Here is a 24,163-nt window from a genome sequence, read left to right as displayed (position 1 = left end):
CCGCGCGGCGCAAGCATGAGCGAGCCGGTGCCGGATGGGCCAGGGGAACGGAAAAGCGGGCAGGCGCAAGGCACCGCGGCGCGAACTCCGTGCCTCGCCCACCGCGAGCGCCAGAACCTGTTCCAGGCCGGTCTCCGGACTCGCGAGTGCATGCATCGCTGCATGCCGCCGAACGATGCCTTCCCATGCTCTAGCACAGTGGCGCGTGATCGCTCGAAATGCTCGCTTACCGTTGCGGGGGCAGTGCCGGCCTTGCTGTGCGAACAGCGCACCGGCTTCCCGTTTCATCCTTCAGGCTTGAGCCTTGGGACACCTGGAACGGGCGCCACTGTAGCGGTTAAGCAGGCGCAGGACAAATGATCGACTTTCCCATGCCATGGCACGTCAGCGCCAAGTAGCATGTAGGCTGGGATGACAATCCCGGCTTTGCACGCGAAAGCCCGATGCTGGGATTGCCATCCCAGCCTGCGCGCTACCGAGTCATGCGATAGGGGTATCGCTCAATCCGTCTGCAGCTCCGCGACGAAATCGTAGATATCGCCGCGATACCACGACGTGGTGAACTCCACCACGCGCCCATCGTCGAGAAAACCGCGCCGCTCGATATGCAATCCCGCACTGCCCGCGCTCACATGCAGCAGCCGGGCCTGTCGTGCGCCAAGCAGCACTGCCCGCAAGCGTTGCAAGGCGCGCACCGGACGACAGTCGTACTTTTCCAGCGCCTCGTACAGCGAGTCGTGGACTTCGTGCGGATCCGGCAGCACGCTGGCTGGCACCACGCTGCGCTCGATCGCCAACGGCTCGTCTTCCGCATAGCGCACGCGGTGCAGTCGCGCCACCAGCACGCCGGGAGAAAGATTCAGCGCCATCGATTCCTCCGGCGTCACCTCGCCCACGCTGCGTTCGAAGAATTCGGAGCGCGGATGCAGGCCCCGCGCGCGCAGGTCTTCGGTGAAGCTGGTGAGGCGCGACATCGGCTTGATGATGCGCTCGGCCACGAAGGTGCCGGCGCCGTGGCGCTGGGTGAGCAAGCCTTCCTCGACCAGGCCGGAAATCGCCTTGCGCACCGTCACCCGCGACAAACCCAGGGCTTGCGATAGATCGCGCTCGCTGGGCAGGGTCTGGCCGGGTTCGATGTCGCGATGTTGGATCACATTGCGTATGGCCCGCCGCAGCCGCAGGTAAGCCAGCGGCTGGTGGGTGGTGGTATCGCGGCTCAGGCGCCGGTATTCCTCGGCCAAGGCATTTTGCATGCTTGCACAATACCAATGCGTAACCACTCCCACAACCGGAGGGCGACGCCAGGCCCGCCCAGCTTAGGAAAAAATTGCATACGATTGCACTGCACAAAGGACTGGTATTGCCTGGTACGGCATTGGTACCATCGGGCTTCCCTGGCGGCTGCGTCCTGGCGGCTGCCCGCATTCCAAAGAGGTGAGTTGTGACTGCACCTGCACTACCGGTCGAGCTGTTCGATCTGGTGATTTTCGGCGGCACCGGCGATCTGGCCGTACGCAAATTGCTCCCTGCCCTCTTCCACCGCTATGTCGACGGACAGATCCAGCCCGGCAGCCGCATCATCGGCGTGGCCCGCGAAGGCCTGGATGACGATGGTTACCGCAACCAGGTTCGCAGCGCGCTCAATGGGGCGGCCGCCAAGCAGGGCGACCAGCTCGACGCTTTCCTCCAGTTGGTGAAATACCGTCCGCTGGATGCCCGCAAGGACGCCGGTTGGGACGAATTCGCCCAGCTGATGGGTGAGTGTCCCGACCACGTACGCGTGTTCTATCTGTCCACTTCGCCCGACCTGTTCGTGGATATCTGCCAGCGCCTGGGCGGCTATGGCCTCAACCAGGGCCAGTCGCGCGTGGTGCTGGAAAAGCCGATCGGCCACGACCTGGCCAGCGCCAACCGCATCAATGACGACGTCGGCCGCGTGTTCGCCGAATCGCAGACCTTCCGTATCGACCACTACCTCGGCAAGGAGACGGTGCAGAACCTGCTGGCGCTGCGCTTCGGCAACGCGCTGTTCGAGCCGCTGTGGAACGCCGGTCATATCGATCACGTGCAGATCACCGTGGCCGAAACGCTGGGGGTGGAACGCCGGGGCCCGTACTACGATCACGCCGGCGCGCTGCGCGACATGGTGCAAAACCATATGCTGCAACTGTTGTGCATGGTGGCGATGGAGCCGCCTTCCTCGCTTTCACCCGATGCGGTACGCGACGAAAAGCTGAAGGTGCTGCACGCGCTTAAAGCCATCAACGAAACCAACGCTTCCCAGCTCACCGTGCGCGGTCAGTACCGCGCTGGCGTGGGCGAAGGGAAGAGCGTGCCCGGCTATATCGAAGACCTGAACAGCACCAGCAAATCGAAGGTCGAGCATTCCAGCACCGAAACCTTCGTGGCCCTCAAGGCGGAAATCGCCAACTGGCGCTGGTCCGGCGTGCCGTTCTATCTGCGCACGGGCAAACGCCTGGCCGAGCGCGTGTCTGAAATCGTGGTGGCGTTCAAGCCGGTGCCGCACTCCATCTTCACCGCCTCCGCCGGCCCGCTGGCGCAGAACCGCCTGGTGCTGCGTCTGCAGCCGGATGAAGGGGTGAAGCTGTGGCTCACCATCAAGCACCCCGGCCCGGGCGGCCTGCGTTTGCGCCACGTTCCGCTGGACATGAGTTTTGCCGAAGCCTTCGGCGTGCAGCAGCCCGATGCCTACGAGCGCCTGCTGCTCGATGTGGTACGCGGCAACCCCACCTTGTTCATGCGCCGCGACGAAGTGGAAGCCGCCTGGAACTGGGCCGATCCGATCCTGGCCGCGTGGGCGGCGGGCGGTGAGGCGCCGCGTCCGTATACCTCCGGAACCTGGGGTCCGAGCGCCGCGGTAGCGCTGATCGAACGCGACGGCCGCACCTGGGACGAGGACTTCGAACAGTGAGCGAGCAGCGCGCCTTGCATGCGTTCGACGATGGACAGGCGCTGGCCAAGGCCTTGTCGGCCAGCATCGCAGGCAAGTTGCGTGTGGCCATCGAGGCGCGCGGCGAAGCGCTGATTGCCGTTTCCGGCGGCAGCACGCCCAAGCGCCTGTTCGAAGCACTTTCCGGCGAGGTGCTGGATTGGTCGCGCGTTACCGTCACGCTGGTCGACGAGCGCTGGGTGCCCGACACCGACGAGCGTTCCAACGCACGGCTGGTGGAGTCGCTACTGCTGCAACACAAGGCCGCAGATGCTGAATTCATGCCCCTGTACGTGGAAACAGCCACGCCCGAAGCAGGCATTGGCGAAGTGCGTTCACGAGTAGCAGCGTTGAAGCAGCCGTTCGACGTGATCGTGCTGGGCATGGGGCCGGATGGGCACACGGCTTCGTTTTTTCCCGGTGGCGATCGCCTGAGCGAGGCGTTGGATCTGTCCAACACTGCGCTGGTGCTACCAATGCGTGCGCCGGGCGCGGGCGAGCCGCGCATCACCTTCACCTTGCCGGTGCTACTGAAGGCGCAGGCGCTGTATCTGCATATTCAAGGCCAGGACAAGCGCGAGTTGCTGGCGCAGGCTGAAATGCCGGGCAGTGAGCTGCCGATTGCCAGTGTGCTGCGCGCCGGTCGGCCGTTGGATATCTACTGGTGTCCGTAATGCGGAACACCCCGATGCATCGGCGCGCCCCACATGGCCGTCATTCCCGTGAAAGCGGGAATCCATCTTTGCTGTTTGCGTTAGAGCAAGATGGATTCCCGCTTTCGCGGGAATGACGGCAGAGCAAGTTCAAGCAAAGCATCAACGCCGAGCAAGCTCGGCCGGAGTATGAAATGAGTTTGCACCCCGTCGTTGCCAAAGTCACCGAACGCCTGCGCGAGCGCAGCCGCGACACGCGCACGGCGTATCTTGAGCGTATCAACAACGCCATCATCGATGGTCCGCACCGCGCGCGGCTTTCCTGCGGCAACCTGGCCCACGGTTTTGCCGCCTGCAACACGCAAGACAAAGCCGCCTTGCGTGAGGGGCACACGCCTAATCTCGCCATCGTCACTTCCTACAACGACATGCTCTCGGCGCATCAGCCGTATGAGCGCTATCCGGAATTCATGCGCGCGGTGGCGCGTCAGGCCGGTATCACGGCCCAGGTGGCCGGCGGCGTGCCGGCGATGTGCGATGGCGTTACGCAAGGTCGCGCGGGCATGGAGCTGTCGCTGTTCTCGCGCGACCTGATCGCCATGACTACCGCCGTGGCGTTGTCGCATGACATGTTCGACGGCGCGTTGTACCTGGGTATCTGCGACAAAATCGTGCCGGGCCTGCTGATCGGCGCATTGAGCTTCGGCCATCTGCCCGGCGTGTTCGTGCCCAGTGGCCCGATGCCCAGCGGCATCAGCAATGAACAGAAATCGAAAGTGCGCCAGGCGTATACGGAAGGCAAGGCCAGCCGCGAGGAGTTGCTGGAAGCGGAGGCCGCTTCGTACCACTCGCCCGGTACCTGTACGTTCTACGGCACGGCCAACTCCAACCAGATGCTGATGGAGATCATGGGCCTGCATCTGCCGGGCGCCAGCTTCGTCGCGCCGGAAACGCCGCTGCGCGATGCACTTACCGCCGAAGCAGTGCATCGTTGCGCGGCTCTGGGCAAGGCTGGCGAGCATCTGCCGATCGGCCATGTCGTCGACGAGCGCGCCATCATCAACGGCGTGGTCGGACTGCATGCCACCGGCGGCTCCACCAATCATCTGCTGCACCTGGTGGCGATCGCGCAGGCGGCCGGCATCGCCCTGCGCTGGGAGGATTTCGACGCGCTGTCGTCGGTAGTGCCGCTGCTGGCGCGCGTGTATCCGAACGGCTATGCCGACGTGAATCAATTCCACGAAGCGGGTGGCATGGCGTTCCTGATCGATCAGCTGCTGAGTGGGGGCTTGCTGCATGGCGACGCCCGTACCATCGCGGGCAGCGAACTGTCGGCTTATGCCACGGTACCGGAACTGGAAAACGGCCAGCTCAGCTGGAAGCCGGTGTCGAAGGAAAGCGGCAATCGCGGCGTGCTGCGCGGCGTAAGCGAACCATTTCGGGCCGATGGCGGTTTGCGCATGCTCAACGGCAATCTCGGCCGTTCGGTGATCAAGGTGTCTTCGGTGCCGGAAGATCGCCTGGTCATCGAAGCGCCGGCGGTGGTGTTCCACGACCAGGACGACATCAAGCGCGCATTCGACCGCGGCGAACTCAATCGCGACTTCATCGCGGTGGTGCGCTTCCAGGGGCCGCGCGCGATCGGCATGCCGGAACTGCACAAGCTGACGCCCACGCTGGCGGTTTTGCAGGATCGCGGCCATCGCATCGCGCTGGTTACGGACGGCCGCATGTCCGGCGCCAGCGGCCGGGTGCCGGCGGCGATCCATGTAACGCCGGAGGCGGACGACTGTGGCCCGATTGCCAAGGTGCGCGACGGCGACATCATTCGCCTGGATGCGGTGAAGGGTACGCTCGACGTGCTGGTCGACGCCGCTGAATTCGATGCCCGCACACCGGCGGTCGAGGATCTTTCCAGGCACCAGCACGGCATGGGGCGCGAGCTGTTCACGCTGTTCCGGCGCAATGCCGTCGCGGCCGATCTGGGCGCTGGCGTGCTTTGAAGCAACTGTCATTCACGCGTTCGCGGGAATGACGGCATACAGAACATTACGGAACAACGATGAACATCGAAGCCAAGCAACAGCAAGTCGAAGCCACCATGCGCCTCGCCCCGGTCATTCCGGTGGTGATCATCGAAGACTCCAGGCATGCCGTGCCGATGGCGCGCGCGCTGGTAGCCGGCGGTATTCCGGCGATCGAAGTGACGCTGCGCACGCCGGCCGCGCTCGATGCGATTCGGGCGATTGCCGCGGAAGTGGAGGGCGCAGTGATCGGCGTGGGCACCGTGCTCACGGCAAACGATTTGCAGGCGGCTGAAAAAGCCGGCGCCCGCTTCGCGGTTTCGCCCGGTATGTCGCCCAGGCTGCTTGCCGCTGCGGACGACAGCGCCCTGCCCTTGTTGCCGGGCATCGCCACGGCGAGTGAAGCCATGGCATTGCTGGAGCGCGGTTACCGCCACCTGAAGTTCTTCCCGGCCGTTCCCGCCGGTGGCGCGAAGCTCCTCGGTGCGTGGGCCAGCCCGTTGCCGCAGATCCGCTTCTGTCCCACGGGCGGCATTTCCTTGGCTACGGCGAAAGATTTCCTCTCGCTCCCCAACGTACTGTGCGTGGGCGGTTCTTGGCTTACGCCGGGGGACAAACTGAAGGCAGGCGACTGGGCTGGCATCGAGCAGTTGGCGCGCGAAGCTGCCGCCCTGCACGGCTAAGTCGCACCAGCCCTATGCGTAGGCTGGGATGGCAATCCCAGCATCGCGCGGCTGCATGCATGGCAATGCTGGGTTTCGCAACCCAGCCTACACCGTACTTCTGAGTGGCAGCACATACCGCCGCTTGATCGTCTCCAACGCACCAAGCCGCCGATAGAAGCGCGTCGCGTCGGCATTCCATTCCGGCGTCTGCCATTGCACGTTGCGGCACCCCCGCTCGCCGGCGAACGCATGCACCGCATTCCACAACAAACGGCCGACGCCGTGATTGCGCCAGCCGTCGCGCACGAACAGGCAATCCATGTGCAAATAAGTCGCGCGATCCAAGGTGGAAAAATCCAGCGTGGCGCTGGAATAGCCAACCGCTGTATCACCGGCCATGGCTATCCACGCATATAGCGTCGACGCTGCGCCAAGCGCCCGCACAAGCTCCTCCACGCCGCCTTCGCTCGAAGGGGCCAGCCGCTCAAACGCCGCATGCTCGGCACAAAGCGGCAATAGCAAGGCGACGTCTGCCGTAACGGCGCGGCGAACCTGCACGGAGGTCTCCATCTTTAGCGTTCCAGTCCAAAGCCTTCATCGATCCAGCCGGTCAAGCCACCGATCATCTCCTTGACCGGCCGTCCCAGTTGCGCCAGCTTCACGGCAGCCTTGTTCGCGCCGTTGCAATGCGGCCCGGCGCAATACACCACGAACAGCGTATCGGGCGCGTACTCGGCCAGGTGCTGCTCGCTGATCGTGCGAGTAGGCATATTGATTGCGCCGGGGACGTGGCCGGCTGCAAACAGCGTTGGCGTACGCACGTCCAACAGCACGAAATCCTTCGCTTCGTGCCGGGTGGCGTACCAGACGTCGGCGCAATCGGTCTCATAGGCGAGCCGTGCTTCGAAATGCGCCAGTGCCTGCTGGCTCGCGGCGGCGGGAATGCGGGTAACGACCGTGCTCATGGGTAATGCTCCGTGCTGAGGATGGGCACAGTGTGGGCACTGGCGCTGCCGGGCGACATTGGCAAGAATGCCAGGTATCATGAAAAAATCGCCAAAGCGTTCCCGTGCCGGGCAAGGGCCGGCCAATCATCGCGTCGTAGCGCTGGTCTACGACGGGCTGTGTACGTTCGAGTACGGCATTGCCGTGGAAATGTTTGGCCTCAAGCGGCCGGAATTCGAACATTGGTACAGCTTTGCCTCGTGTGCGGTAGAGCGTGGTCCGCTGCGCGCCGCCGGTGGCCTGCGTGTACAAGCCGATAGCGGGCTGGAGCTGCTTGCACAAGCCGACACCATCATCGTGCCGGGTTGGCGCGGTGTGGATGCAGTACCTCCATCAGCGCTACTCGAAGCCATCCGCGCAGGGCACAAGCGTGGTGCGCGATTGCTTTCATTCTGCTCGGGCGTCTTCGTGCTGGCGGCGACCGGACTGCTGGATGGGCGTTCTGCCACAACGCATTGGCGTTATGCGGAAGCTCTGGCGCAGCGTCACCCGCGCATCCGGATCGAGCCGGACGTCCTGTACGTCGACGAGGGCGACGTGCTGACTTCGGCCGGCAGTGCTGCCGCCATCGATCTTTCCCTGCACTTGATACGCCGCGATTATGGCCCGCGTGTCGCCAACCAGGTGGCGCGCCGCGCGGTGGTACCCACGCATCGCGATGGCGGGCAGGCGCAATTCATTCCCGCGCCACTGCCCGAGCAGGGTGCTGCCCTCGGCAAGCTGCTGGAATGGATGCGCCGCCATCTGGACCAGCAGCTGCCCCTGGCCGAACTGGCGCAACGCGCGCGCATGAGCGAGCGCACGTTCCTGCGCCGTTTCGACGAGGCCACCGGCTGTTCGCCCAAGCAATGGCTGACACAGGAACGCCTGGTCCGCGCACGCGAACTGCTGGAGGGCAGCCAGTGGCCCGTAGAGCGGATCGCCGATGCCTGCGGCTACGGCAGTGCCGATACGCTACGCCACCACTTCCGCCGTGTGCTGAAAGTGAGCCCGGCCCGCTATCGCGAGCGCTTCGCGCATACGACGGCACAGTGACTTCTGGCGTATGAAAACTGCCGTGCCGGCCGCCTAAGCTGCGAGTCCCGCTTCGCTTTTCTACCCAAGGAATCTGCATGCGCAAGCTTCCGCTCGCTCTCGCCCTGGCCGCGCTGCTGCTAGGCAACGCTGCCGCGGCCGACAAAAAAGACAAGGCGCCGGACGAGTCGAAGCCGGAAGCGGCACTGGTGCATCCCCAGGCCTCCGCCAGCGAAGGCTCGGTTTCGGTCGAAGGCCAGCACATCGCCTACCAGGCCGTGGCCGGCACCATCGTCCTGCACGGCAAAGGCGACAAGGAAAACGAGCCCAGTGTCAGCATGTTCTACGTGGCCTACTTCAAGAAAGGCGCAGACGCCGCCAAGCGCCCCGTCACCTTCATCTACAACGGGGGGCCGGGCTCGGCCACGGTCTGGCTGCACATGGGCGCTTTCGGTCCGCGCCGCGTCCTCACCAAGGACGACAGCCATACGCCGGCCGCACCCTATCAGCTGGTAAACAATGACTACAGCCTGCTCGATGCCTCCGATCTGGTGTTCATCGACGCGCCCGGCGCCGGTTTCAGCCGCCTGATCGCCAACGACCCGGATGCCGCCAAGCGCGAGGAGCAGATGAAGGATCGACGCAAGGACATCTACAGCGTCGATGGTGACGGCCATGCCTTTGCCCAGTTCGTCACCCAGTTCCTTTCACGCTACGGGCGCTGGAATTCGCCCAAATACCTGTTCGGCGAAAGCTATGGCACCACGCGCTCCGCCGTGCTGGCCAACGACCTGGAAAATGAAAACAGCGTTGATCTGAACGGCGTGATCCTGCTGTCGCAGATCCTGAACTTCGATACCAGCATCGACGGCTCCGACCAGAATCCGGGTGTCGATCTGCCCTATGAAGTGGCGCTGCCGACCTTCGCGGCTACCGCGTACTATCATCACAAGCTGCCGCAGCAAACGGCAGCGCTGGAACCCTTTCTGCAGGAAGTGGAGCAATTTGCGCTGGGCGATTATGCGCAGGCCTTGATGCAAGGCTCGCGCCTGGACGACGCGCGCAAACAGGCCGTCGCCGAAAAATTGCACCAATACACCGGCCTGCCCGTGGCCTATCTGTTGAAGGCCGACCTGCGCGTCACCGGCGGCATGTTCGAACACGAACTGCTGGGCGATAGCGGCGACACCACCGGCCGGCTCGATTCCCGCTTTGCCGGCCCGTCGCTCGATCCGCTGAGCAAGGAAGCCGAATACGATCCGCAATCGTCCGCGATCAGTTCCGCCTATATCGCCGCCTTCAACGACTACGTGCGCAAGGACCTCAAGTTCGGCCAGGACCAGGTCTACCGCGAATTCGCCGATGCCAATGACTGGAGCTTCAAGCACAACGGCCACGATGGCTCGGTCAACGTGATGCCGGATCTGGCCAAGGCGATGAAGACCAACCCGGATCTGAAAGTATTCCTCAACGGCGGCTATTACGATCTGGCCACACCGTTCTACGCGGCCGACTACGAGATGCATCACATGCCGATCCAGCCCGCGCTGATGAACAATGTCACCTACGCGTGGTATCCCTCTGGACACATGGTGTATGCGCACGAGGATTCGTTGAAGCTGTTGCATGACAACGTGGCGCGCTTCATTGCGCAGACGGACAACGTCAAGAAACACTAGCCAGATAGGCTGGGGTGGCAATCCCAGCATCGCGGATTGCGTGATGGCAATGCTGGGTTTCGCAACGTAAGCCTACGATTGCCATCCCAGCCTACGTCACGACTTCATACTCGCTCTGCACCAAGCCGCTGGTATAGGAGCGCGTGGCAACGTGTTTCAGCCGGATGTCGCGTTCGATCGCTGCGAACAGCGGGATGCCCGTGCCGATCAGCACCGGCACGCGGGTAATGACGAGCCGTTGAATGAGCCCGGCGCGCAGAAAGCCTCGAATGGTTACGCCGCCGTCCACGTAGATGTGGCGGATGCCCTGCTCGCTGAGCTTGGCAGCGATCTCCCCCGGCTCCCCGGACATGTGCCGTGCGATGGCGCCAGCCGGCGGCGGCGCAAGCTCGTGCGAGCTCAATACGAAGACCGGCTTCTCACCATAGGCCCAGCCGCCGAAGCCAAGCACGGTCTCATAGGTCTTGCGTCCGATGACCAGGGCGTCGACCGTGCTCATGAACTCCTCATAGCCGTGCGGCTCGCCGCCGTCCGCCGGCAGGAAATCCAGGCCGCCGTCGAGCCTGGCCATGAAGCCGTCGACGCTTACGCCCACGAAGACGGATGCTTTCATCGCAATACCTCCTGGGTGGAGCCTCGATACGGCCGATCTTACGCCTGCCGTCTTGATTGCGGCAGCAGGCTGCGCAAGTCCGGTATGCTCCCCTACGTTGCCGGGAGAAACCTCATGCGCGCCCTTATCGAACGCTACATCGACGCTTACAACCGCATCGACGTCGATGCCATGCTCGCTACCATGCACAGCGAGGTGATCTTCGAGAACTACACCGCCGGCGTGCTCAGCGTACGCACCGAAGGCATCCATGAGCTGCGCCAGCTTGCTGAAAATTCAACATATCTGTTTTCGGCGCGGCACCAGACCATCACGACCTACAGCGAAGCGGCCGGCGTGGCCTATGCGCAAGTCCATTTTCTGGGCACCTTCGCCGTCGATCTTCCCAACGGCGTGCGCGCCGGGCAAAGCATCGAGCTGGATGGGCGCAGTGAATATCGCGAACGCGAAGGCCGGTTGATTTATATCGCCGACTACAGCGATTGAATAGGCCGCAGGATGAAACCAGATACTCACTGTAACAACGCGTGAGCTTTGGCTGAAACAGCGTCTGCGCCTGTCAGAGCGACCCATTGAGCATCAATGTGTTCACTGCGGCGTAGCGCTTCCTGCGTCCAGAGCTGCTCGATTTCCAACGGTGAAAGCGATTCCAGGCTTTCGATCAGGTCAAAAGCCAGTTGCGCGCTCTCCTGACAATAAAGCTGAGCATTTCATCGTCGAGAGATTTCAGATCCATGGCTTGCGACCGACAAAGGAGGAAATCAGCGATGAGCGTATGTCACATCACTGGTGCCGTCAGGTTCCGGGCGTCTCAGTAGGGCGTTGTACCAGCGCCGTTGCTGCGTCAGATCGCCTTCGATCAGCCACTGCGGCTTGTTGGCGACCAGGGCAGCCACCGCCACGCCATCTTCGTAGAGCACGCGTGTACCGGCCAGGGCGGGTAAGCGGTCGCCGGCGAGGACGGTGCCGACCAGGTTCAGGGGATCGCTGCCGCTGAGCGTAGCGCGCAGTTGTTCCGCCGGTCGCTGGCGGATGCTGCGCAACTGGGCGATGGCTTCGGGCAGGGCGAATTGTTCGCCGACCAGTCCTTCCACGAAACGGCCGCCGCGGATCTCGCCGCGGGCTTCCAGGCGATGGTAGACGCGCAGCAATTCGCGCCACGAAGGCAGCCAAGGAGCTTCGCGCTCGAGCAGTTTCCAGAAAACGACGCCGTAGCGGCGCAGCAGTACGCGCGCGATGTGTTCGATGGGATCGTCAGCGGCACCATCCCGCGAAGCCGCCGCTTCTCCCCGGGGGGCCGCGACAGCGGGCAACTTGCGTACCAATGACCAGCGGCCGGCATCCTCGATTTCGCTCAAGGCATGCCGGCGCACGCGGCGATGGCGAGGCGATTCGCGTTTGGCCGCAGGCGTGAGCAAGGCGCGCAAGCCGGCAAAGCTGTCGGATGTCACTCGACCGGCGGAAACCAGTTCGCCTAGCGCATCCTCCAGTTCGGTTCGCAATAGATGTGCCGCGTCGAGCAGCTCGTCGAAGAACAGTGCGCCATGGGCGGCCAATGCCTCGGCAACCGCCTGGGCGCGCGACGAAAGCAGCGCTTCCTGTTCCTGATTGCGATCGGCCATGGCCGTCCACACCGCCAACTGCCGGCGTGGCAGCAGCACGATGGGCGTGGCGCGTACCGGTCCGCCGCTGCCGCCACCGCTGCGCAGGCGATTCCAGCCGATGCGGCCGGAGCGGCACAGTTCGTCCAGCCAGCGGCTCGAATAATCCTCGATGCGGCTGGCGAGCAGTTCGCTTTCCCAGGCGCCGGCAGCGGCTTCGTAACCCTCCAATTGGTTGAGCAGCGCGCTCAATGCATCCGGGCCGCGCAGTTTCGCAGCGGGCGTGGCGTGCTGCCATTCGAGCAGGAAGCGCATCAGGTCGCGGCGACTGACCGGCTCGATTTCACGGCGCAGGCGGCCGATGGTGTAGCGATGGATGCGCGCGAGCAGATGGCGTTCGCACCATTCGGTTTCGCTTGCGTCCGGCGAGAAGCGGCCCTGCATCACGTAGCCTTCGGACTGCAGCCGGATCAGGGCGAGGTCGATGTCGGTGCTTTCCACCTGCATCGAGGCGGCGAGCGCAGTCACGGTGCTGGGGCCAAGGCCGCTGAGGCGGCCGCGCACAAGTTCCAGCAGTGCGTCTTCGCGAGTCCAGGTTTGCGCGGCGTATTCGGCCGGCGCGCTGATGGGCGGGGACAGGGCAGCGTGCGCATGCACGGCCTGCCACATGGGCAGCTTTTCTGCGCAGATCCATACGCCCTGGGAAGGAGCAAACAGCGTCGCCCGATGGACCTTGGCGAGTTTATGCAGCCAATCGATCCATCCTTGATGGGCGTGTGCCTCTTGCGCTGTGACGAAACCGAGCCCATTGAGCGCTTCGTGCATTTCGTCCGCACTGCGCACTTGCGGCCACGCTTCGTCGCGCACGGCCGCGATGGCTTGCGGATCCAATTTGGCCAGGTCGTCGGTGTCCTCGATGCCGTTCCAATGACGTGTCTGCACCGCACGCGTACGGCGCTCTTCCAGCGGCGCGTCGTCGAGGAAAGCGTAAGGCGCCGCATTGAGCACTTCGCTGGCCAGCGGGCTGGGTGCGGTGAGGTCGCACGCGACGACGTCGATGGCGCCGGACTCCATCTTCTTCAGGACGTCCAGCAAGCCATCTACGTCCATCGCTTCGCGCAGACAGTCGTGCAGGGTCTGGTTGACCAGCGGGTGATCGGGAACCTGCCGCTCGCCCACGATGTTCTCCAGGCAGGCGACCTGGTCGGGGAACACGCTGGCGAGCAGGTCTTCGCTCTTCATGCGCTGCAGCGGGGCCGGTACTTTCTTGCCGCCCGTGAAGCGCGGCAAGGCCAGCGAGGTGACAGCGTTCCAGCGCCAACGCACCGGGAACAGCGGCGCATCGAGCAACGCCTGCACCAGCACGTGTTCAGCGCTATTGCTGTGCAGGTAACGCGCGACCTCGATCAGCGGGAAGCTGTGACTGGTGGAAAGCGAAAGCACGATGGCGTTTTCGGTGGCCGCCGCCTGCAGCTCGAAGTTGAATTGCCGGCAGAAGCGCTTGCGTAACGCCAGGCCCCACGCCCTGTTGATGCGACTGCCCCATGGCGTGTGGATCACCAGTTGGGTGCCGCCCGATTCGTCGAAGAAACGCTCCAAGACCAGGGTGGACTGTGTAGGCATCACGCCCAGCGCGGCCTTGGCCTTGGCCAGGTATTCCACGATCTGCTGGGCGGCGGATTCGCCCAAGCCCAGCGTTTCGCGCAGCCAGTCGAAGGCCGCCTGCACGCCGCCGGCGTCGATGCGGCTGGCGAGCTCTTCGCGCAAACGCGACACGCCCACGGACAATTCATTGCTGCGGCCCGGTGCCTCGCCCAGCCAGAACGGCAGGCTGGGAGGTGCTCCCTGCGCGTCTTCCACCCGCACGCGATCACGCTCCACGCGAAGGATGCGATAGCTGGTGTTGCCGAGCTGGAAGATGTCGCCGGCCATGCTTTCGATGGCGAAATCCTCGTTGATGGTGCCGACGATGGTGGCTTGCGGTTCCAGCACCACCAGGTAATCGGCGGTATCGGGAATGGTGCCGCCTGAAGTTACGGCGGTAAGCCGCGCACCGCGTCGTGCGCGCAGTGCGTGATGCACGGCGTCACGATGGATATAAGCGGCACGCGCGCCGCGCCGCGTGGTGAAACCTTCAGCCAGCATGCGCACCACGGCACGGAAAGTGTCGCGCGGCAACGTGCGATACGGATACGCGCGGCGTACCAGATCGAACAGTGCATCTTCATCCCATGGCGCGCAGGCAACTTCGGCCACGATCTGCTGGGCCAGCACATCCAGCGGTTGCGGCGGCTGGACCAAGGTGTCCAGTTCGCCACGGCGCACGCAGTCGAGCATGGCGGCGCACTCAACCAGGTCGTCGCGGCTGGTCGGAAACAGGCGTGCCTTCGGAGTGCCGTTCACCGCGTGACCGGAACGGCCGGCGCGTTGCAGGAACGCAGCGATGGAGCGCGGCGAAGAAAGCTGGCACACCAGGTCCACGTCGCCGATATCGATGCCCAGCTCCAGCGAGGCCGTGGCGACCAGCACTTTCAGCTCGCCACGCTTGAGGCGTTGCTCGGCATCCAGGCGCTGTTCCTTCGCCATGCTGCCATGATGCGCGGCTACGGCTTCGTGGCCCAGGCGTTCGGACAAATGGCGCGCCAGGCGTTCGGCCATGCGCCGCGTGTTGACGAACACCAGGGTGGTGCGGTGCTGTTCGACGAGCTGCGTGAGCTGGTTGTAGACCAGTTCCCAGGCATCGTTGGACATCACCGCTTCCAGCGGCACCGGCGGCACTACGATAGCGAGGTCGCGGGCGCGAGTGTGGCCGACGTCGATGATGGCGCACGACGTCTCCCTCTCTCCTACGCTGAGGGAGTTGGGGTGAGAGTCGGCTTTTGCGAAGAGGTCTGCCGTAAACAGCTGAGGTTCTTCGGGAGCATCTGGCGCGTTTTGCCCCTCGCCCCAGCCCTCTCCTCTCAGCGGAGAGGGGGCCAAGCCAGTCCCCTTCCCTACGAGAAATCGCGCTACGTCTTCAATCGGCTTCTGGGTTGCCGACAAGCCGATCCTCTGCAACGGCCGTTGGCATAACGCCTCCAGCCGCTCCAGCGTAATGGCCAGATGGGCGCCGCGCTTGCTCGTCGCCACGGCGTGGATTTCGTCGACGATCACGCTGCGCACGCTCTTGAGCATTTCGCGTCCGGACAGCGAGCCCATCAGCACGTACAGCGATTCCGGCGTGGTCACCAGGATATGCGGAGGCGCCTTGCGCATCAGGCTGCGCTCGGCCTGCGGCGTGTCGCCAGTGCGTACGGCGGTGCGGATGGGGGCGCCTGGCAGGCCCCGTTTTTCCAGTTCGACGCCGATGCCTTCCAGCGGTGCTTCGAGGTTGATGTGGATGTCGTTGGACAGCGCCTTCAGCGGCGACACATACACCACGCGCGTTTCGTCCGGCAGGGTGCCGCCGCGAGCCACGCTCTCCCGCACCAGCTGATCGATGGCGGCAAGAAAGGCGGTCAGCGTCTTGCCCGAACCGGTGGGTGCGGCGACCAGCGTGTGTTGCCCTGCCCTGATCGCCGGCCAGGCGGCCGCCTGCGCGGAGGTCGGCGCCGGAAAAGTGTTGCCGAACCAGGCGGCAACTGCGGGATGGAAGTTTTGCAAGGGCATCGATAGTAACCCGTAGTCGCACGGGCTCAAGGCTCGTGGATCATGACATAGGGGCGATTGGGCAGTCGTGTAGGCTGGAATGACAATCGTAGGCTGGGTTGAGAAACCCGGCATTGCCATGCTTGCAGCCGCGCGATGCCGGGATTGTCATCCCAGCCTACAGGCGTCTCAGAACATGAGACGGCGGCCTTTGCTACGCCACTGCGCGTTGCCCGAAGTAGCGTGCCGGCGGGTGACCGAAGCAGCGACGGAACATCGCGATGAAAGCACTGGTGCTGGCGTAGCCAAGGCCATCCGCGACGGTGGCGACGGGCAAGCCCTCGGCCAGTTGCTCCAGGCCTTTGGTGAGCCGCGCCTGCTGGCGCCATTGCGCAAAGCTCAAGGCGGTTTCCGCGCGGAACAGGCGGCTGAGCGTGCGCGCGGAAAGCCCGGCCCAGGCCGCCCAATCTTCCAGGCTGCGATTGTCATCGGGCTGCTCCAGCACGGCCTGGGCGATGCGCAGCAGGCGCCGATCCGTCGGCATCGGCAGGTGCAGGGGTTCGAGCGGTGCATCGCGAATCTCATCCAGCAGCACCGTCATCACCCGTTCCTGCCGCCCGTTGAGTTCAGGGTTCCAGGTCCACGAACTGGCGCGATGGACCAGTTCGCGCATCAGCGCGTTGACGCCGATCACCCCCGGCCGTGCGGGCAGGCAGTGGGCGATGTCCGGGTGCAGAAACACGCCCCAGCCGGTCAGCGGTCCGTTGATGCTGACCTTGTGCATTTCCCCCGGCGGCATCCACCCGGCGCGGTGCGGTGGCAGCAGCCAGGATCCATGCTTGGTGTGCATGTGCACCAGGCCGCTTTCCACATAGAAAAACTGTCCGCGCGCGTGGCTGTGCCAGTCGTAGCTCTGGGTGTCCTGCTTGTATTCGCTGAGGGCTTCGCCGCCATCCCAGTAGGCGATGACGGCCGGGCCATCGAGACGCTCGATGAGCTGGAACAGCTCCTGTTTGGTCCGTGGTATGGCCGAATCTCGACATTTTTTGGCCAAATGACGTTATCAGCTTGTCATGGGCTTTGCCTATGCTTGTTCTCGCTGACCAGACGACAGCATGGGTCAGCCTCGCCGCTGCCGCCGCTCGCGGTTTTTCCGATGAACTCCAGGGGCCTCCACTGACCGCGCCAATGGGTGTAGCCCGGGCGTGCCCCATGTCTGTCACGGCAGGCCTCGTTCGTCCGTCCTTAAGAGCGATCCGATGTATCGAAAAGGAAAAGGCCATGTCCCCGCTGCAACTGGTTTCCCTGAAGTCCGAGGTGTCCCGATCCCCGCTCGAGACCTTCGTCGCCTGCGCCCATCAGATGCTCGATCCCGCCACTCCCGAGGCGGTGAGGCGCGCGATGGAGCCTCGTCTGCTGGCGCAACTGACGGCATTGCGGGCGCTGGGTGTGTTCGAGCTGTTCGAGCTGCGTGACCCGGCCCTGAAAGCCTGGCTGGCCGACGAGCTGGCCGAACTGCTGGCGTCATGCGGACAATGATTCATGACTGTCCATTTGCTGTAACAAAAGGTGCGTAACATATATTTGCCTTGACAAATATTTTGCGAGCAATAGAATACGCGGCCATGAACGCCGGACCGCTCGTCACTCCCTCCCACCAAGAAAGCCTGGGCCTGCTGATCAACCTGGTCCGGGTAGAGCTGGTGCGCAGCATCGAGGCGGAAATCGCCGCCAAGGGACTGGACCTGCGCTATATCCAGTTCGTCATGCTCAAGCGGCTGGCCATGCTGGGGCCGATGTCGGCCACCGAGCTGGCCCGTTCGGTAGAGCTGGATGGCGGCGCCATGACTCGTCAGCTCGACCAACTGGAGGGCAGGGGCTACCTGCGGCGTCGCCCGCATGAACAGGATCGCCGGGCTCTGCGCATCGAACTCACCGACCGCGGCAACGCGCTGTGGCAACAGCTGACCAGTTGCAATGACCGCGTGCTGGACGCGGCGCAGGGATCGTTGGACGAAGTTGAGCGGGAGCGTCTGCATGACTACCTGAGTCGTGTTCTGCACGCCCTGCGCGACAAGAATTAAGAGCTGACGGATCCAGGGAGGATCCGTGGCGCACCGGGTGCGAAAGCCGCCCGCGGCGCTTACGCCAGCCGGCACGCGCCGGTACAGGCGAATCGGAAGGCCAGGGAGAGCTGCCCGATGGTCTGCTTCATCCACCTCAAACTTCGAGATTGAAAGCCATGCGTCTGCAAATTCTTGCGGCTGCTGTCGGACTCAGCTTTGCCTTGGCCGGCTGTGCGAGCAGTGGCGGCCTGCATCCCAATGGCACGCTGACCGAGCCCTCGTCGCTCAAGGCCGGGCGCAGCCTGGCGAACGTGGAGGTATCCGATGCGGCCTGGCCGAAGCAGGATTGGTGGACCGGCCTGGGTGATGCTCAGTTAAGCGCCTTGATTGCCGAGGCGTTGCGTGACAACCCTAACCTGGCGGTGGCCGATGCACGCGCGCGCCAAGCACAGGCTGCGGCCGGCGCCGCCGATGCTTCGCGCAAGCCCAGCGTCAACGCCAGCGCCAGCTTCGGCGAAGCACGTATTCCCACCTCCATCCCGGTACTCGGCACGGGCCACGTCGGCGCCCTGAAATACGTGGATGCCAGTTTCAAGTGGAACATCGACCTGTGGGGTGGCCAGCGTGCAGCCTGGGAAGCCGCACTGGGGCGGCAGCGCGCGGCTGAAGTCGATACCCAGGCGGCACGCATCGTGCTGTCCACCAATGTGGCGCGTGCCTACGTGCAGCTTGGCTATGCCTATACGCAACAGGATGTTGCCAGTGCGGAACTCAATCGCGCCAGCGAAGCGCGCGACCTCACGCGCCAGCGCGTAGCCGCCGGCATCGACAACCAGATGCAGTTGAAGCAAAGCGATTCGGAAGTCGCCAGCGCCCAAGGCCAAAAGGCGCAAGCCGACCGCGCCGTGGATGCGGCCCGTACGGCCTTGTCGGTGTTGCTCGGCAAGGGTCCCGATCGCGGCCTTGAAATCGCCCGCCCGCAGTTGCTGCCGCCGGCGATGCTGACGGTACCGGCGAACCTGCCGGTGGAATTGGTCGGTCATCGCGCCGACCTGGTGGCGGCGCGCTGGCAGGTGGAAGCGGCAAGCAAGGACATCAAGTCGGCCAAGACCCAATTCCTGCCGAACGTGAACATCGGTGCGATGGCCGGGCTGATCAATCTCGGCGGCGCAAACTTGTTCTCGCTGCGCAACCGTTTCTACGAAGTGGCGCCAGCCATCAGCCTGCCGCTGTTCGATGGGGGCCGCCGCCGCGCCAATCTGAACAGCAATGACGCGCAGTACGACCTCGCCGTGGCGCAGTACAACAAGACGCTGGTGTCCGCGGTGAACGAAGTGGCCGACGACTACGACGCCGTCGCCTCGATGCAGGAGCAGATCCAGGCGCAGCAGCGTGCCCTGGATGCGGCCAACGATGCATGGAAGCTGTCCGAACAGCGCTACAAAGCCGGCATCGGCAGCTACCTGGAAGCGCTCAGCGTGCGCCAGCAACTGCTTGCTGCCGAACAGCGCATGGCCGCACTGCGTGCGCAGCAATCCGATCTCAACGTGCAACTGATCCAGGCGCTCGGCGGCGGCTTCCGTCCGCAGGCCGACGCCGAACTTTCCTCCAGGTAATCCAACGTTTCTGAGGCAGCCCCATGTCCAGTCCGAATCCCAATACCGCCGACACGTCCGCCGTGCAGGCTCCGCCGGCCGACAACCGGCGCGGCATCCTGTTGCGGCTGCTGCTGGCGGTAATCGTGCTCGCCGCCGTTGCGTGGGCGGCTTGGTATTTCCTCGCAGGCCGCTGGCATGAGAGCACTGACGACGCCTACATCAACGGCAATATCGTACAGATCACGCCACGCATCGCCGGCACGGTCATCAGCATCGGCGGCGATGACGGCGACCTGGTGAAGCAGGGTGACGTAATGGTGCGGCTGGACCGCTCCGATGCCGACGTCGAACTGCAGCGCGCCACTGCCAATCTCGCCAACACCGTGCGTCGCGTGCGCGGCTTGTACAGCACCGTGTCCGGCGCGCAGGCACAGGTTGCGGTGGGCAAGGTCGCGCTGGAAAAAGCGCAAGCCGACTATAATCGTCGCCGCGACCTGGCCAGGACCGGCGCGATTTCCGCCGAGGAGCTGGCACATGCGCGCGACGCGCTTACCTCGGCGCAAAACGCCTTGGCGACGTCCCAACAGCAATTGCAGACCAACAAGGTGCTGGTGGATGACACCGCGGTCGCCTCGCATCCCGACGTGAAAGCCGCCGCGGCCCAGTATCGAGCGGCGTATCTGGACGATGTGCGCACCGTGATGGTGGCGCCGGTTACCGGCTACGTTGCCAAGCGCACCGTGCAGGTGGGTCAGCGCGTGCAGCCGGGAGCAGCGCTGATGGCGGTGGTGCCTCTGCATGAAGTTTGGGTGGACGCGAACTTCAAGGAAACGCAGCTCACCCGCATGCGCATCGGCCAGCCGGTGGAAATCAGCTCCGACGTGTATGGCAGCTCGGTGAAGTACCAGGGCAAGGTGGAGAGCCTCGGCGTGGGCACGGGCAGTGCGTTCTCGCTGCTGCCGGCGCAGAACGCCACCGGCAACTGGATCAAGATCGTGCAGCGCATTCCGGTGCGCGTGGTGTTCACCGATCCCGCGCAGCTCGATCAGCATCCGTTGCGCATCGGCATGTCGCTCACCACCGAGGTGGACCTGCATGACCAGAACGGCCCGACGCTGGCGCAGTCGCCGCGCACCGGGCCGCGCTTCAGCACGGACGTCTACAAGGACCAGCTCGCCGATGCGAACGCGCAGATCGAGCGGGTCATTCACGAGAACATGGGCGGGCGCTGAACGTGCTGCCTGTCGCCCCTCTCCCGCGGGGGAGGGGTCTATTACCGCCTGTCAGGTGATTTTCGATGAGCAGCCACTTCCGTCCACCCAACCTGGTTCTTGCGACGATCGGCTTGTCGCTGGCCACGTTCATGCAGGTGCTGGACACCACCATTGCCAACGTGTCGCTGCCGACCATCGCCGGCAATCTCGGCGTGAGTTCGGACGAGAGCACCTGGGTGATCACTTCGTTCGCGGTCAGCAACGCGATTGCCTTGCCGCTTACCGGCTTCCTCACGCGGCGCTACGGCGAAGTGAAGCTGTTCGTCTGGGCCACGATGGCATTCTCGGTGGCTTCGTTGCTGTGCGGCATCGCGCAGAGCATGGGCATGCTGATCCTGTTCCGTACCTTGCAGGGCGCGGTGGCCGGGCCGATGTACCCGGTGACGCAGGCTTTGCTGCTGTCCATCTACCCACCCAACAAACGGCCGATGGCGCTGGCGCTGCTGGCGATGGTGACCGTGGTGGCGCCGATCGCCGGACCGATTCTCGGCGGCTGGATCACCGACAATTATTCCTGGCCGTGGATCTTCTTCATCAACGTACCGATCGGCATCTTCGCCGGCTTGGTGGTCGCCAACCAGATGCGCCTGCGCGAAGTGGTGACGCAACGCCCGAAGATGGATTACGTGGGCCTGATCACGCTGGTGATCGGCATCGGCGCGTTGCAGGTGGTGCTGGACAAGGGCAATGACGAAGACTGGTTCAATTCCAATTTCATCATCATCACCTCGATCGTCTCGGCCATCGCCCTCGCGATTTTCCTGATCTGGGAACTGACCGACCGGGAGCCGATCGTCGACCTGAAGCTGTTCCGCCATCGCAACTTCCGCATGGGCACCATCTCGCTGGTGCTGGCATATGCGGCGTTCTTCGCCATCAACCTGCTGGTGCCGCAGTGGCTGCAGATCAACCTGGGCTACACCGCCACCTGGGCCGGCTTCGCCGCGGCGCCCTTGGGCATCCTGCCGGTGATCCTCACGCCTTTCGTAGGCCGCTATGCTGCGCGCTTCGACTTGCGTATGTTGACCGCCGCTTCGTTCGTTGTGATGGGCGTGACCTGCTTCCTGCGCTCGGGTTTCTACATCGGTGTGGATTTCCAGCACGTTGCCTCGGTGCAATTGCTGCAAGGCCTGGGCGTGGCGCTGTTCTTCATGCCGGTCACCACCATCCTGCTGTCGGACCTCAAGCCGCATGAAATCGCCTCCGGCGGCGGCGTGGCCACCTTCCTGCGCACAGTGGGCGCCAGCTTTGCCGCTTCGCTCACCAGCTTCATGTGGTCGCGCCGCGGCGTATTGCACCATTCGCAGCTGGCCGAGCAGATCACGCCGTACAATCCGACGGCGCAACAGGCGATCAGCCAGAGCGGCGACACGCCGACGACGTTCGCCATGTTGAATCAAACCATCAGCGCGCAAGGCCTGCAGATTTCGTTCAACGAAATCTTCCACGTGCTCGGCTGGATCTTCCTGTCGTTGGTGGTGGTGATCTGGATGGCCAAGCCGCCGTTCACGGCGAAGGCCGGGGCAGGCGGCGGCGGGCATTGAGTCTCGCGCCCGCTGCCATGGGCGCAACAAAAAGGGCCTCACGCGAGTGAGGCCCTTTTTTAATGGACAGATGCGCCGCTTAGAACGCGAAGCCAACCACCGCCATCGTTTCGCCGCGATTGGGTTCATGGATGCCGGCGTTGGAGATATGGCGAAGGCCGACGCTCCAATGGTCGCCCTGGTAGCCGAACGTGGTGGTGAATTCGAAGGCGCTGCTCAGCGCCATGGTGCGCCCGGTATGCACGGTGGGCTGCTCGCTGATGAACAGGTGCCGGTACCACGCATTGGCGGGACCATAGTGGAAACGCACGCCGGCGGCCACCAGACCGATGTCGTCGCGGGTGGTGTAGCGGCTGTTGTCGAAGCGCTTGAGGTTGCGGCCGCTGATCCAGCCGGCGGTGAGGTCGGGCGCCCAGCTGAAGTTGCTGCTGCCGAACTGATGCTCGTCGAAGATCACTTCGCCGAAGGCGGCAGGCGCGCTATAGCTGTCCACGTAGCTGACGCCGCCCTGCAGTTCGAAGCGGGCTGCCATGGCGGGAAGGGCCGGCAAGGCAAACATCAGCACGGCGGCGGCGATGCGTGTAAAGGGATGTAAGCGCATGAAGGAAGCCTATGTAGGGGATCGGGAAAGGGCGTTTATGTACTAGAAAGTTTACAAATGATTAAGTCAGCTTGCCAGCCATATTTGTGTCATCTGCGGCAACTCAATGTTGCGGAGGGGATTCAAGCAAACGACAGGGGGACGTAAGCCAGGAATCAGCGCCTTTCCAGGGTCTTGGACACCTGGCACTGGGTAATGTCCAGGAACGCTTGCACCATCGGGTCATGCGCATCTTCGCGGTAGATCGCCCATACGGCGGTGGTCGCCCCCGTGCCCGCCAAGGGGCGGTACACCACGTTCTCCACCTGCATGCGCTGGATCGATCCCGGCAGCACCGCCACGCCAAAGCCGCCGGAAATCAGTCCGATGATGGTCGGCAGTTCGCGCACTTCGTACAGAATGCGCGGGCTGAAGCCGGCACGCGTGCACAGCGCGATGATTTCGTCGTACAGGCGTACGCTCAAGTGGCGCTGATAGAAGATGAAATCATCGTCGGCCAGTTCGTGCAGGTCGATCGGTCCCGCGGCGGCGGCCAGCGGATTGCTGGCATGCATCGCCACCGTCAGCGAATCCTTGAACAGCTCCATGGCCTTGATGCCACGCGGCAGCGCCTCCGGACGGATCACGCCCACGTCGATCAGGCCTTGCTCCAGTGCGTCGATCTGCAGCGATGTGGCCATTTCATGGATCAGCAGGCGTACCTCGGGCAGACGTTCGCGAAAACGGGCCAGCACGCGCGGCACCACCACCGTGAACGGGACGGAGGACACCAGTCCCAGGTGCAATTCGCCTAATTCTCCGCGCTGTGAGCGGGCGACGGATTCGGCCGCGCGCTCGGCCTGGGTAAGAATGGCGCGCGCACGAGGCAGCAGTGCGCTGCCAGCGCCGCTCAAGGCGATGCCACGGCCCTTGCGCTCGAACAGCTTGGCGCCCAGGCGTGTTTCCAGTGCATGAATCTGCTGGCTGAGTGGTGGTTGCGAAATGCCCAATCGTTCCGCGGCACGACCGAAATGCAATTCGTCAGCCACGGTGACGAAGTACTTCAGATGCCGCAGCTCGAGGTAATCATTCGTCATACGTATCAAGCCATTCGCGGAACTGTATCGATCTTAGCAAGTCGTACAACTAATCTTCACGTACTGTGGCCAGTCCCCAATGGCTACCGGCAACTACACCCTCATCCATGCCCTTCGAACGTCAGGAGCGACGGCAGGGCAGAAAACGAGCACTCGCAAAGGACATGCAGGCA

Annotated in this window: 21 protein-coding genes and 1 riboswitch; of the genes, 12 read left to right on the top strand and 9 right to left on the bottom strand. The window is 63.9% G+C overall.

What is annotated here, in order from left to right; translation table 11 throughout:
- Positions 1 to 108: 108 nt before the first annotated feature.
- Positions 109 to 332, bottom strand: a riboswitch (cobalamin riboswitch).
- A 168-nt stretch (positions 333 to 500) separates the two neighbouring features.
- Entirely contained in the window at positions 501 to 1,253 is a 753-nt protein-coding gene (locus EKH80_RS11100; RefSeq protein WP_126684833.1) for a GntR family transcriptional regulator, read from the bottom strand.
- 188 nt (positions 1,254 to 1,441) lie between these two features.
- On the opposite strand from EKH80_RS11100, the gene zwf reads away from it, so the two are divergent.
- From zwf to EKH80_RS11080, 4 genes are all read left to right on the top strand, one after another.
- Positions 1,442 to 2,932 (top strand): glucose-6-phosphate dehydrogenase, encoded by a 1,491-nt coding sequence (zwf, locus tag EKH80_RS11095; RefSeq protein ID WP_126684832.1) that lies wholly within the window; start codon positions 1,442 to 1,444, stop codon positions 2,930 to 2,932.
- On the top strand, positions 2,929 to 3,624 hold the full coding sequence (pgl, locus tag EKH80_RS11090) for a 6-phosphogluconolactonase (RefSeq protein ID WP_126684831.1): 696 nt from the start codon (positions 2,929 to 2,931) through the stop codon (positions 3,622 to 3,624). The genes zwf and pgl overlap by 4 nt, the downstream gene beginning before the upstream one ends.
- A 173-nt stretch (positions 3,625 to 3,797) precedes the next feature.
- Positions 3,798 to 5,606, top strand: a complete 1,809-nt coding sequence (edd, locus tag EKH80_RS11085) for a phosphogluconate dehydratase (RefSeq protein WP_126684830.1) — start codon at positions 3,798 to 3,800, stop codon at positions 5,604 to 5,606.
- A 59-nt stretch (positions 5,607 to 5,665) separates the two neighbouring features.
- On the top strand, positions 5,666 to 6,310 hold the full coding sequence (locus EKH80_RS11080) for a bifunctional 4-hydroxy-2-oxoglutarate aldolase/2-dehydro-3-deoxy-phosphogluconate aldolase (protein WP_126684829.1): 645 nt from the start codon (positions 5,666 to 5,668) through the stop codon (positions 6,308 to 6,310).
- Between the two features lie 87 nt (positions 6,311 to 6,397).
- Here the strand turns inward: EKH80_RS11080 and EKH80_RS11075 are convergent, their stop codons facing one another.
- Together EKH80_RS11075 and EKH80_RS11070 are read right to left on the bottom strand one after the other, a co-directional pair.
- Positions 6,398 to 6,862: a GNAT family N-acetyltransferase gene (locus EKH80_RS11075; protein ID WP_126684828.1), complete on the bottom strand. Its 465-nt coding sequence runs from the start codon at positions 6,860 to 6,862 to the stop codon at positions 6,398 to 6,400.
- Positions 6,863 to 6,864: 2 nt separating this feature from the next.
- Positions 6,865 to 7,257 (bottom strand): rhodanese-like domain-containing protein, encoded by a 393-nt coding sequence (locus EKH80_RS11070; protein ID WP_126684827.1) that lies wholly within the window; start codon positions 7,255 to 7,257, stop codon positions 6,865 to 6,867.
- A 79-nt stretch (positions 7,258 to 7,336) separates the two neighbouring features.
- Between EKH80_RS11070 and ftrA the strand changes: the two genes are divergently transcribed.
- Both ftrA and EKH80_RS11060 read left to right on the top strand, forming a co-directional pair.
- Positions 7,337 to 8,332 (top strand): transcriptional regulator FtrA, encoded by a 996-nt coding sequence (ftrA, locus tag EKH80_RS11065; RefSeq protein ID WP_126684826.1) that lies wholly within the window; start codon positions 7,337 to 7,339, stop codon positions 8,330 to 8,332.
- A gap of 77 nt (positions 8,333 to 8,409) precedes the next feature.
- On the top strand, positions 8,410 to 9,990 hold the full coding sequence (locus EKH80_RS11060; RefSeq protein ID WP_126684825.1) for a S10 family peptidase: 1,581 nt from the start codon (positions 8,410 to 8,412) through the stop codon (positions 9,988 to 9,990).
- 91 nt (positions 9,991 to 10,081) lie between these two features.
- Here EKH80_RS11060 and EKH80_RS11055 read toward each other — a convergent pair whose 3' ends face one another.
- The gene (locus EKH80_RS11055; protein WP_126684824.1) at positions 10,082 to 10,603 is read right to left on the bottom strand and encodes a dihydrofolate reductase family protein; all 522 of its coding nucleotides are present in this window, start codon (positions 10,601 to 10,603) and stop codon (positions 10,082 to 10,084) included.
- Between the two features lie 114 nt (positions 10,604 to 10,717).
- Here EKH80_RS11055 and EKH80_RS11050 point away from each other — a divergent pair, with 114 nt between their 5' ends.
- Positions 10,718 to 11,089, top strand: a complete 372-nt coding sequence (locus tag EKH80_RS11050; protein WP_126684823.1) for a nuclear transport factor 2 family protein — start codon at positions 10,718 to 10,720, stop codon at positions 11,087 to 11,089.
- 26 nt (positions 11,090 to 11,115) lie between these two features.
- On the opposite strand, the gene EKH80_RS24440 is transcribed toward EKH80_RS11050, so the two are convergent.
- The 3 genes from EKH80_RS24440 to EKH80_RS11035 all read right to left on the bottom strand — a co-directional run bounded on the left by EKH80_RS24440 (position 11,116) and on the right by EKH80_RS11035 (position 16,885).
- The gene (locus tag EKH80_RS24440; RefSeq protein WP_126684993.1) at positions 11,116 to 11,280 is read right to left on the bottom strand and encodes an addiction module protein; all 165 of its coding nucleotides are present in this window, start codon (positions 11,278 to 11,280) and stop codon (positions 11,116 to 11,118) included.
- 84 nt (positions 11,281 to 11,364) lie between these two features.
- Entirely contained in the window at positions 11,365 to 15,852 is a 4,488-nt protein-coding gene (locus EKH80_RS11040) for a DEAD/DEAH box helicase (protein ID WP_126684822.1), read from the bottom strand.
- Positions 15,853 to 16,045: 193 nt separating this feature from the next.
- Positions 16,046 to 16,885: an AraC family transcriptional regulator gene (locus EKH80_RS11035; protein WP_230473620.1), complete on the bottom strand. Its 840-nt coding sequence runs from the start codon at positions 16,883 to 16,885 to the stop codon at positions 16,046 to 16,048.
- A 227-nt stretch (positions 16,886 to 17,112) separates the two neighbouring features.
- On the opposite strand from EKH80_RS11035, the gene EKH80_RS11030 reads away from it, so the two are divergent.
- From EKH80_RS11030 to EKH80_RS11010, 5 genes are all read left to right on the top strand, one after another.
- Positions 17,113 to 17,370 carry a hypothetical protein gene (locus EKH80_RS11030; protein ID WP_126684821.1) on the top strand — a complete coding sequence of 86 codons (258 nt, stop codon included), beginning with the start codon at positions 17,113 to 17,115 and terminating at the stop codon, positions 17,368 to 17,370.
- An 86-nt stretch (positions 17,371 to 17,456) separates the two neighbouring features.
- Positions 17,457 to 17,915 carry a MarR family winged helix-turn-helix transcriptional regulator gene (locus EKH80_RS11025; protein ID WP_126684820.1) on the top strand — a complete coding sequence of 153 codons (459 nt, stop codon included), beginning with the start codon at positions 17,457 to 17,459 and terminating at the stop codon, positions 17,913 to 17,915.
- 158 nt (positions 17,916 to 18,073) lie between these two features.
- Positions 18,074 to 19,513 carry an efflux transporter outer membrane subunit gene (locus EKH80_RS11020; RefSeq protein WP_126684819.1) on the top strand — a complete coding sequence of 480 codons (1,440 nt, stop codon included), beginning with the start codon at positions 18,074 to 18,076 and terminating at the stop codon, positions 19,511 to 19,513.
- 23 nt (positions 19,514 to 19,536) lie between these two features.
- A complete protein-coding gene (locus EKH80_RS11015; protein WP_126684818.1) occupies positions 19,537 to 20,727 on the top strand; it encodes an HlyD/EmrA/EmrK family protein in 1,191 nt (396 codons plus the stop codon).
- Positions 20,728 to 20,792: 65 nt separating this feature from the next.
- Positions 20,793 to 22,313 carry a DHA2 family efflux MFS transporter permease subunit gene (locus EKH80_RS11010; protein ID WP_126684817.1) on the top strand — a complete coding sequence of 507 codons (1,521 nt, stop codon included), beginning with the start codon at positions 20,793 to 20,795 and terminating at the stop codon, positions 22,311 to 22,313.
- 79 nt (positions 22,314 to 22,392) lie between these two features.
- On the opposite strand, the gene EKH80_RS11005 is transcribed toward EKH80_RS11010, so the two are convergent.
- Both EKH80_RS11005 and EKH80_RS11000 read right to left on the bottom strand, forming a co-directional pair.
- Positions 22,393 to 22,914: an acyloxyacyl hydrolase gene (locus EKH80_RS11005; RefSeq protein WP_126684816.1), complete on the bottom strand. Its 522-nt coding sequence runs from the start codon at positions 22,912 to 22,914 to the stop codon at positions 22,393 to 22,395.
- Between the two features lie 155 nt (positions 22,915 to 23,069).
- Complete coding sequence (locus EKH80_RS11000; RefSeq protein ID WP_126684815.1) at positions 23,070 to 23,990, bottom strand: LysR substrate-binding domain-containing protein; 921 nt, start codon at positions 23,988 to 23,990, stop codon at positions 23,070 to 23,072.
- Between the last annotated feature and the right edge of the window lie 173 nt (positions 23,991 to 24,163).

The sequence above is a fragment of the Dyella choica genome, from assembly GCF_003977665.1.
GTDB lineage: Bacteria > Pseudomonadota > Gammaproteobacteria > Xanthomonadales > Rhodanobacteraceae > Dyella_B > Dyella_B choica.
Note: the sequence above shows the minus strand (reverse complement) of the source record. Positions and strands in the feature narration are given on the sequence as shown.

Excerpts from the sequence above, each read along its gene's own strand:
- ftrA (WP_126684826.1), top strand. The coding sequence starts at position 7,337 with ATGAAAAAATCGCCAAAGCGTTCCCGTGCCGGGCAAGGGCCGGCCAAT.
- EKH80_RS11010 (WP_126684817.1), top strand. The coding sequence starts at position 20,793 with ATGAGCAGCCACTTCCGTCCACCCAACCTGGTTCTTGCGACGATCGGC.
- EKH80_RS11080 (WP_126684829.1), top strand. The coding sequence starts at position 5,666 with ATGAACATCGAAGCCAAGCAACAGCAAGTCGAAGCCACCATGCGCCTC.
- EKH80_RS11075 (WP_126684828.1), bottom strand. The coding sequence starts at position 6,862 with ATGGAGACCTCCGTGCAGGTTCGCCGCGCCGTTACGGCAGACGTCGCC.
- EKH80_RS11100 (WP_126684833.1), bottom strand. The coding sequence starts at position 1,253 with ATGCAAAATGCCTTGGCCGAGGAATACCGGCGCCTGAGCCGCGATACC.
- EKH80_RS11025 (WP_126684820.1), top strand. The coding sequence starts at position 17,457 with ATGAACGCCGGACCGCTCGTCACTCCCTCCCACCAAGAAAGCCTGGGC.
- EKH80_RS11040 (WP_126684822.1), bottom strand. The coding sequence starts at position 15,852 with ATGCCCTTGCAAAACTTCCATCCCGCAGTTGCCGCCTGGTTCGGCAAC.
- EKH80_RS11020 (WP_126684819.1), top strand. The coding sequence starts at position 18,074 with ATGCGTCTGCAAATTCTTGCGGCTGCTGTCGGACTCAGCTTTGCCTTG.
- EKH80_RS11050 (WP_126684823.1), top strand. The coding sequence starts at position 10,718 with ATGCGCGCCCTTATCGAACGCTACATCGACGCTTACAACCGCATCGAC.
- EKH80_RS11000 (WP_126684815.1), bottom strand. The coding sequence starts at position 23,990 with ATGACGAATGATTACCTCGAGCTGCGGCATCTGAAGTACTTCGTCACC.
- EKH80_RS11070 (WP_126684827.1), bottom strand. The coding sequence starts at position 7,257 with ATGAGCACGGTCGTTACCCGCATTCCCGCCGCCGCGAGCCAGCAGGCA.
- EKH80_RS11015 (WP_126684818.1), top strand. The coding sequence starts at position 19,537 with ATGTCCAGTCCGAATCCCAATACCGCCGACACGTCCGCCGTGCAGGCT.
- edd (WP_126684830.1), top strand. The coding sequence starts at position 3,798 with ATGAGTTTGCACCCCGTCGTTGCCAAAGTCACCGAACGCCTGCGCGAG.
- EKH80_RS11060 (WP_126684825.1), top strand. The coding sequence starts at position 8,410 with ATGCGCAAGCTTCCGCTCGCTCTCGCCCTGGCCGCGCTGCTGCTAGGC.
- EKH80_RS11005 (WP_126684816.1), bottom strand. The coding sequence starts at position 22,914 with ATGCGCTTACATCCCTTTACACGCATCGCCGCCGCCGTGCTGATGTTT.
- EKH80_RS11030 (WP_126684821.1), top strand. The coding sequence starts at position 17,113 with ATGTCCCCGCTGCAACTGGTTTCCCTGAAGTCCGAGGTGTCCCGATCC.
- EKH80_RS11055 (WP_126684824.1), bottom strand. The coding sequence starts at position 10,603 with ATGAAAGCATCCGTCTTCGTGGGCGTAAGCGTCGACGGCTTCATGGCC.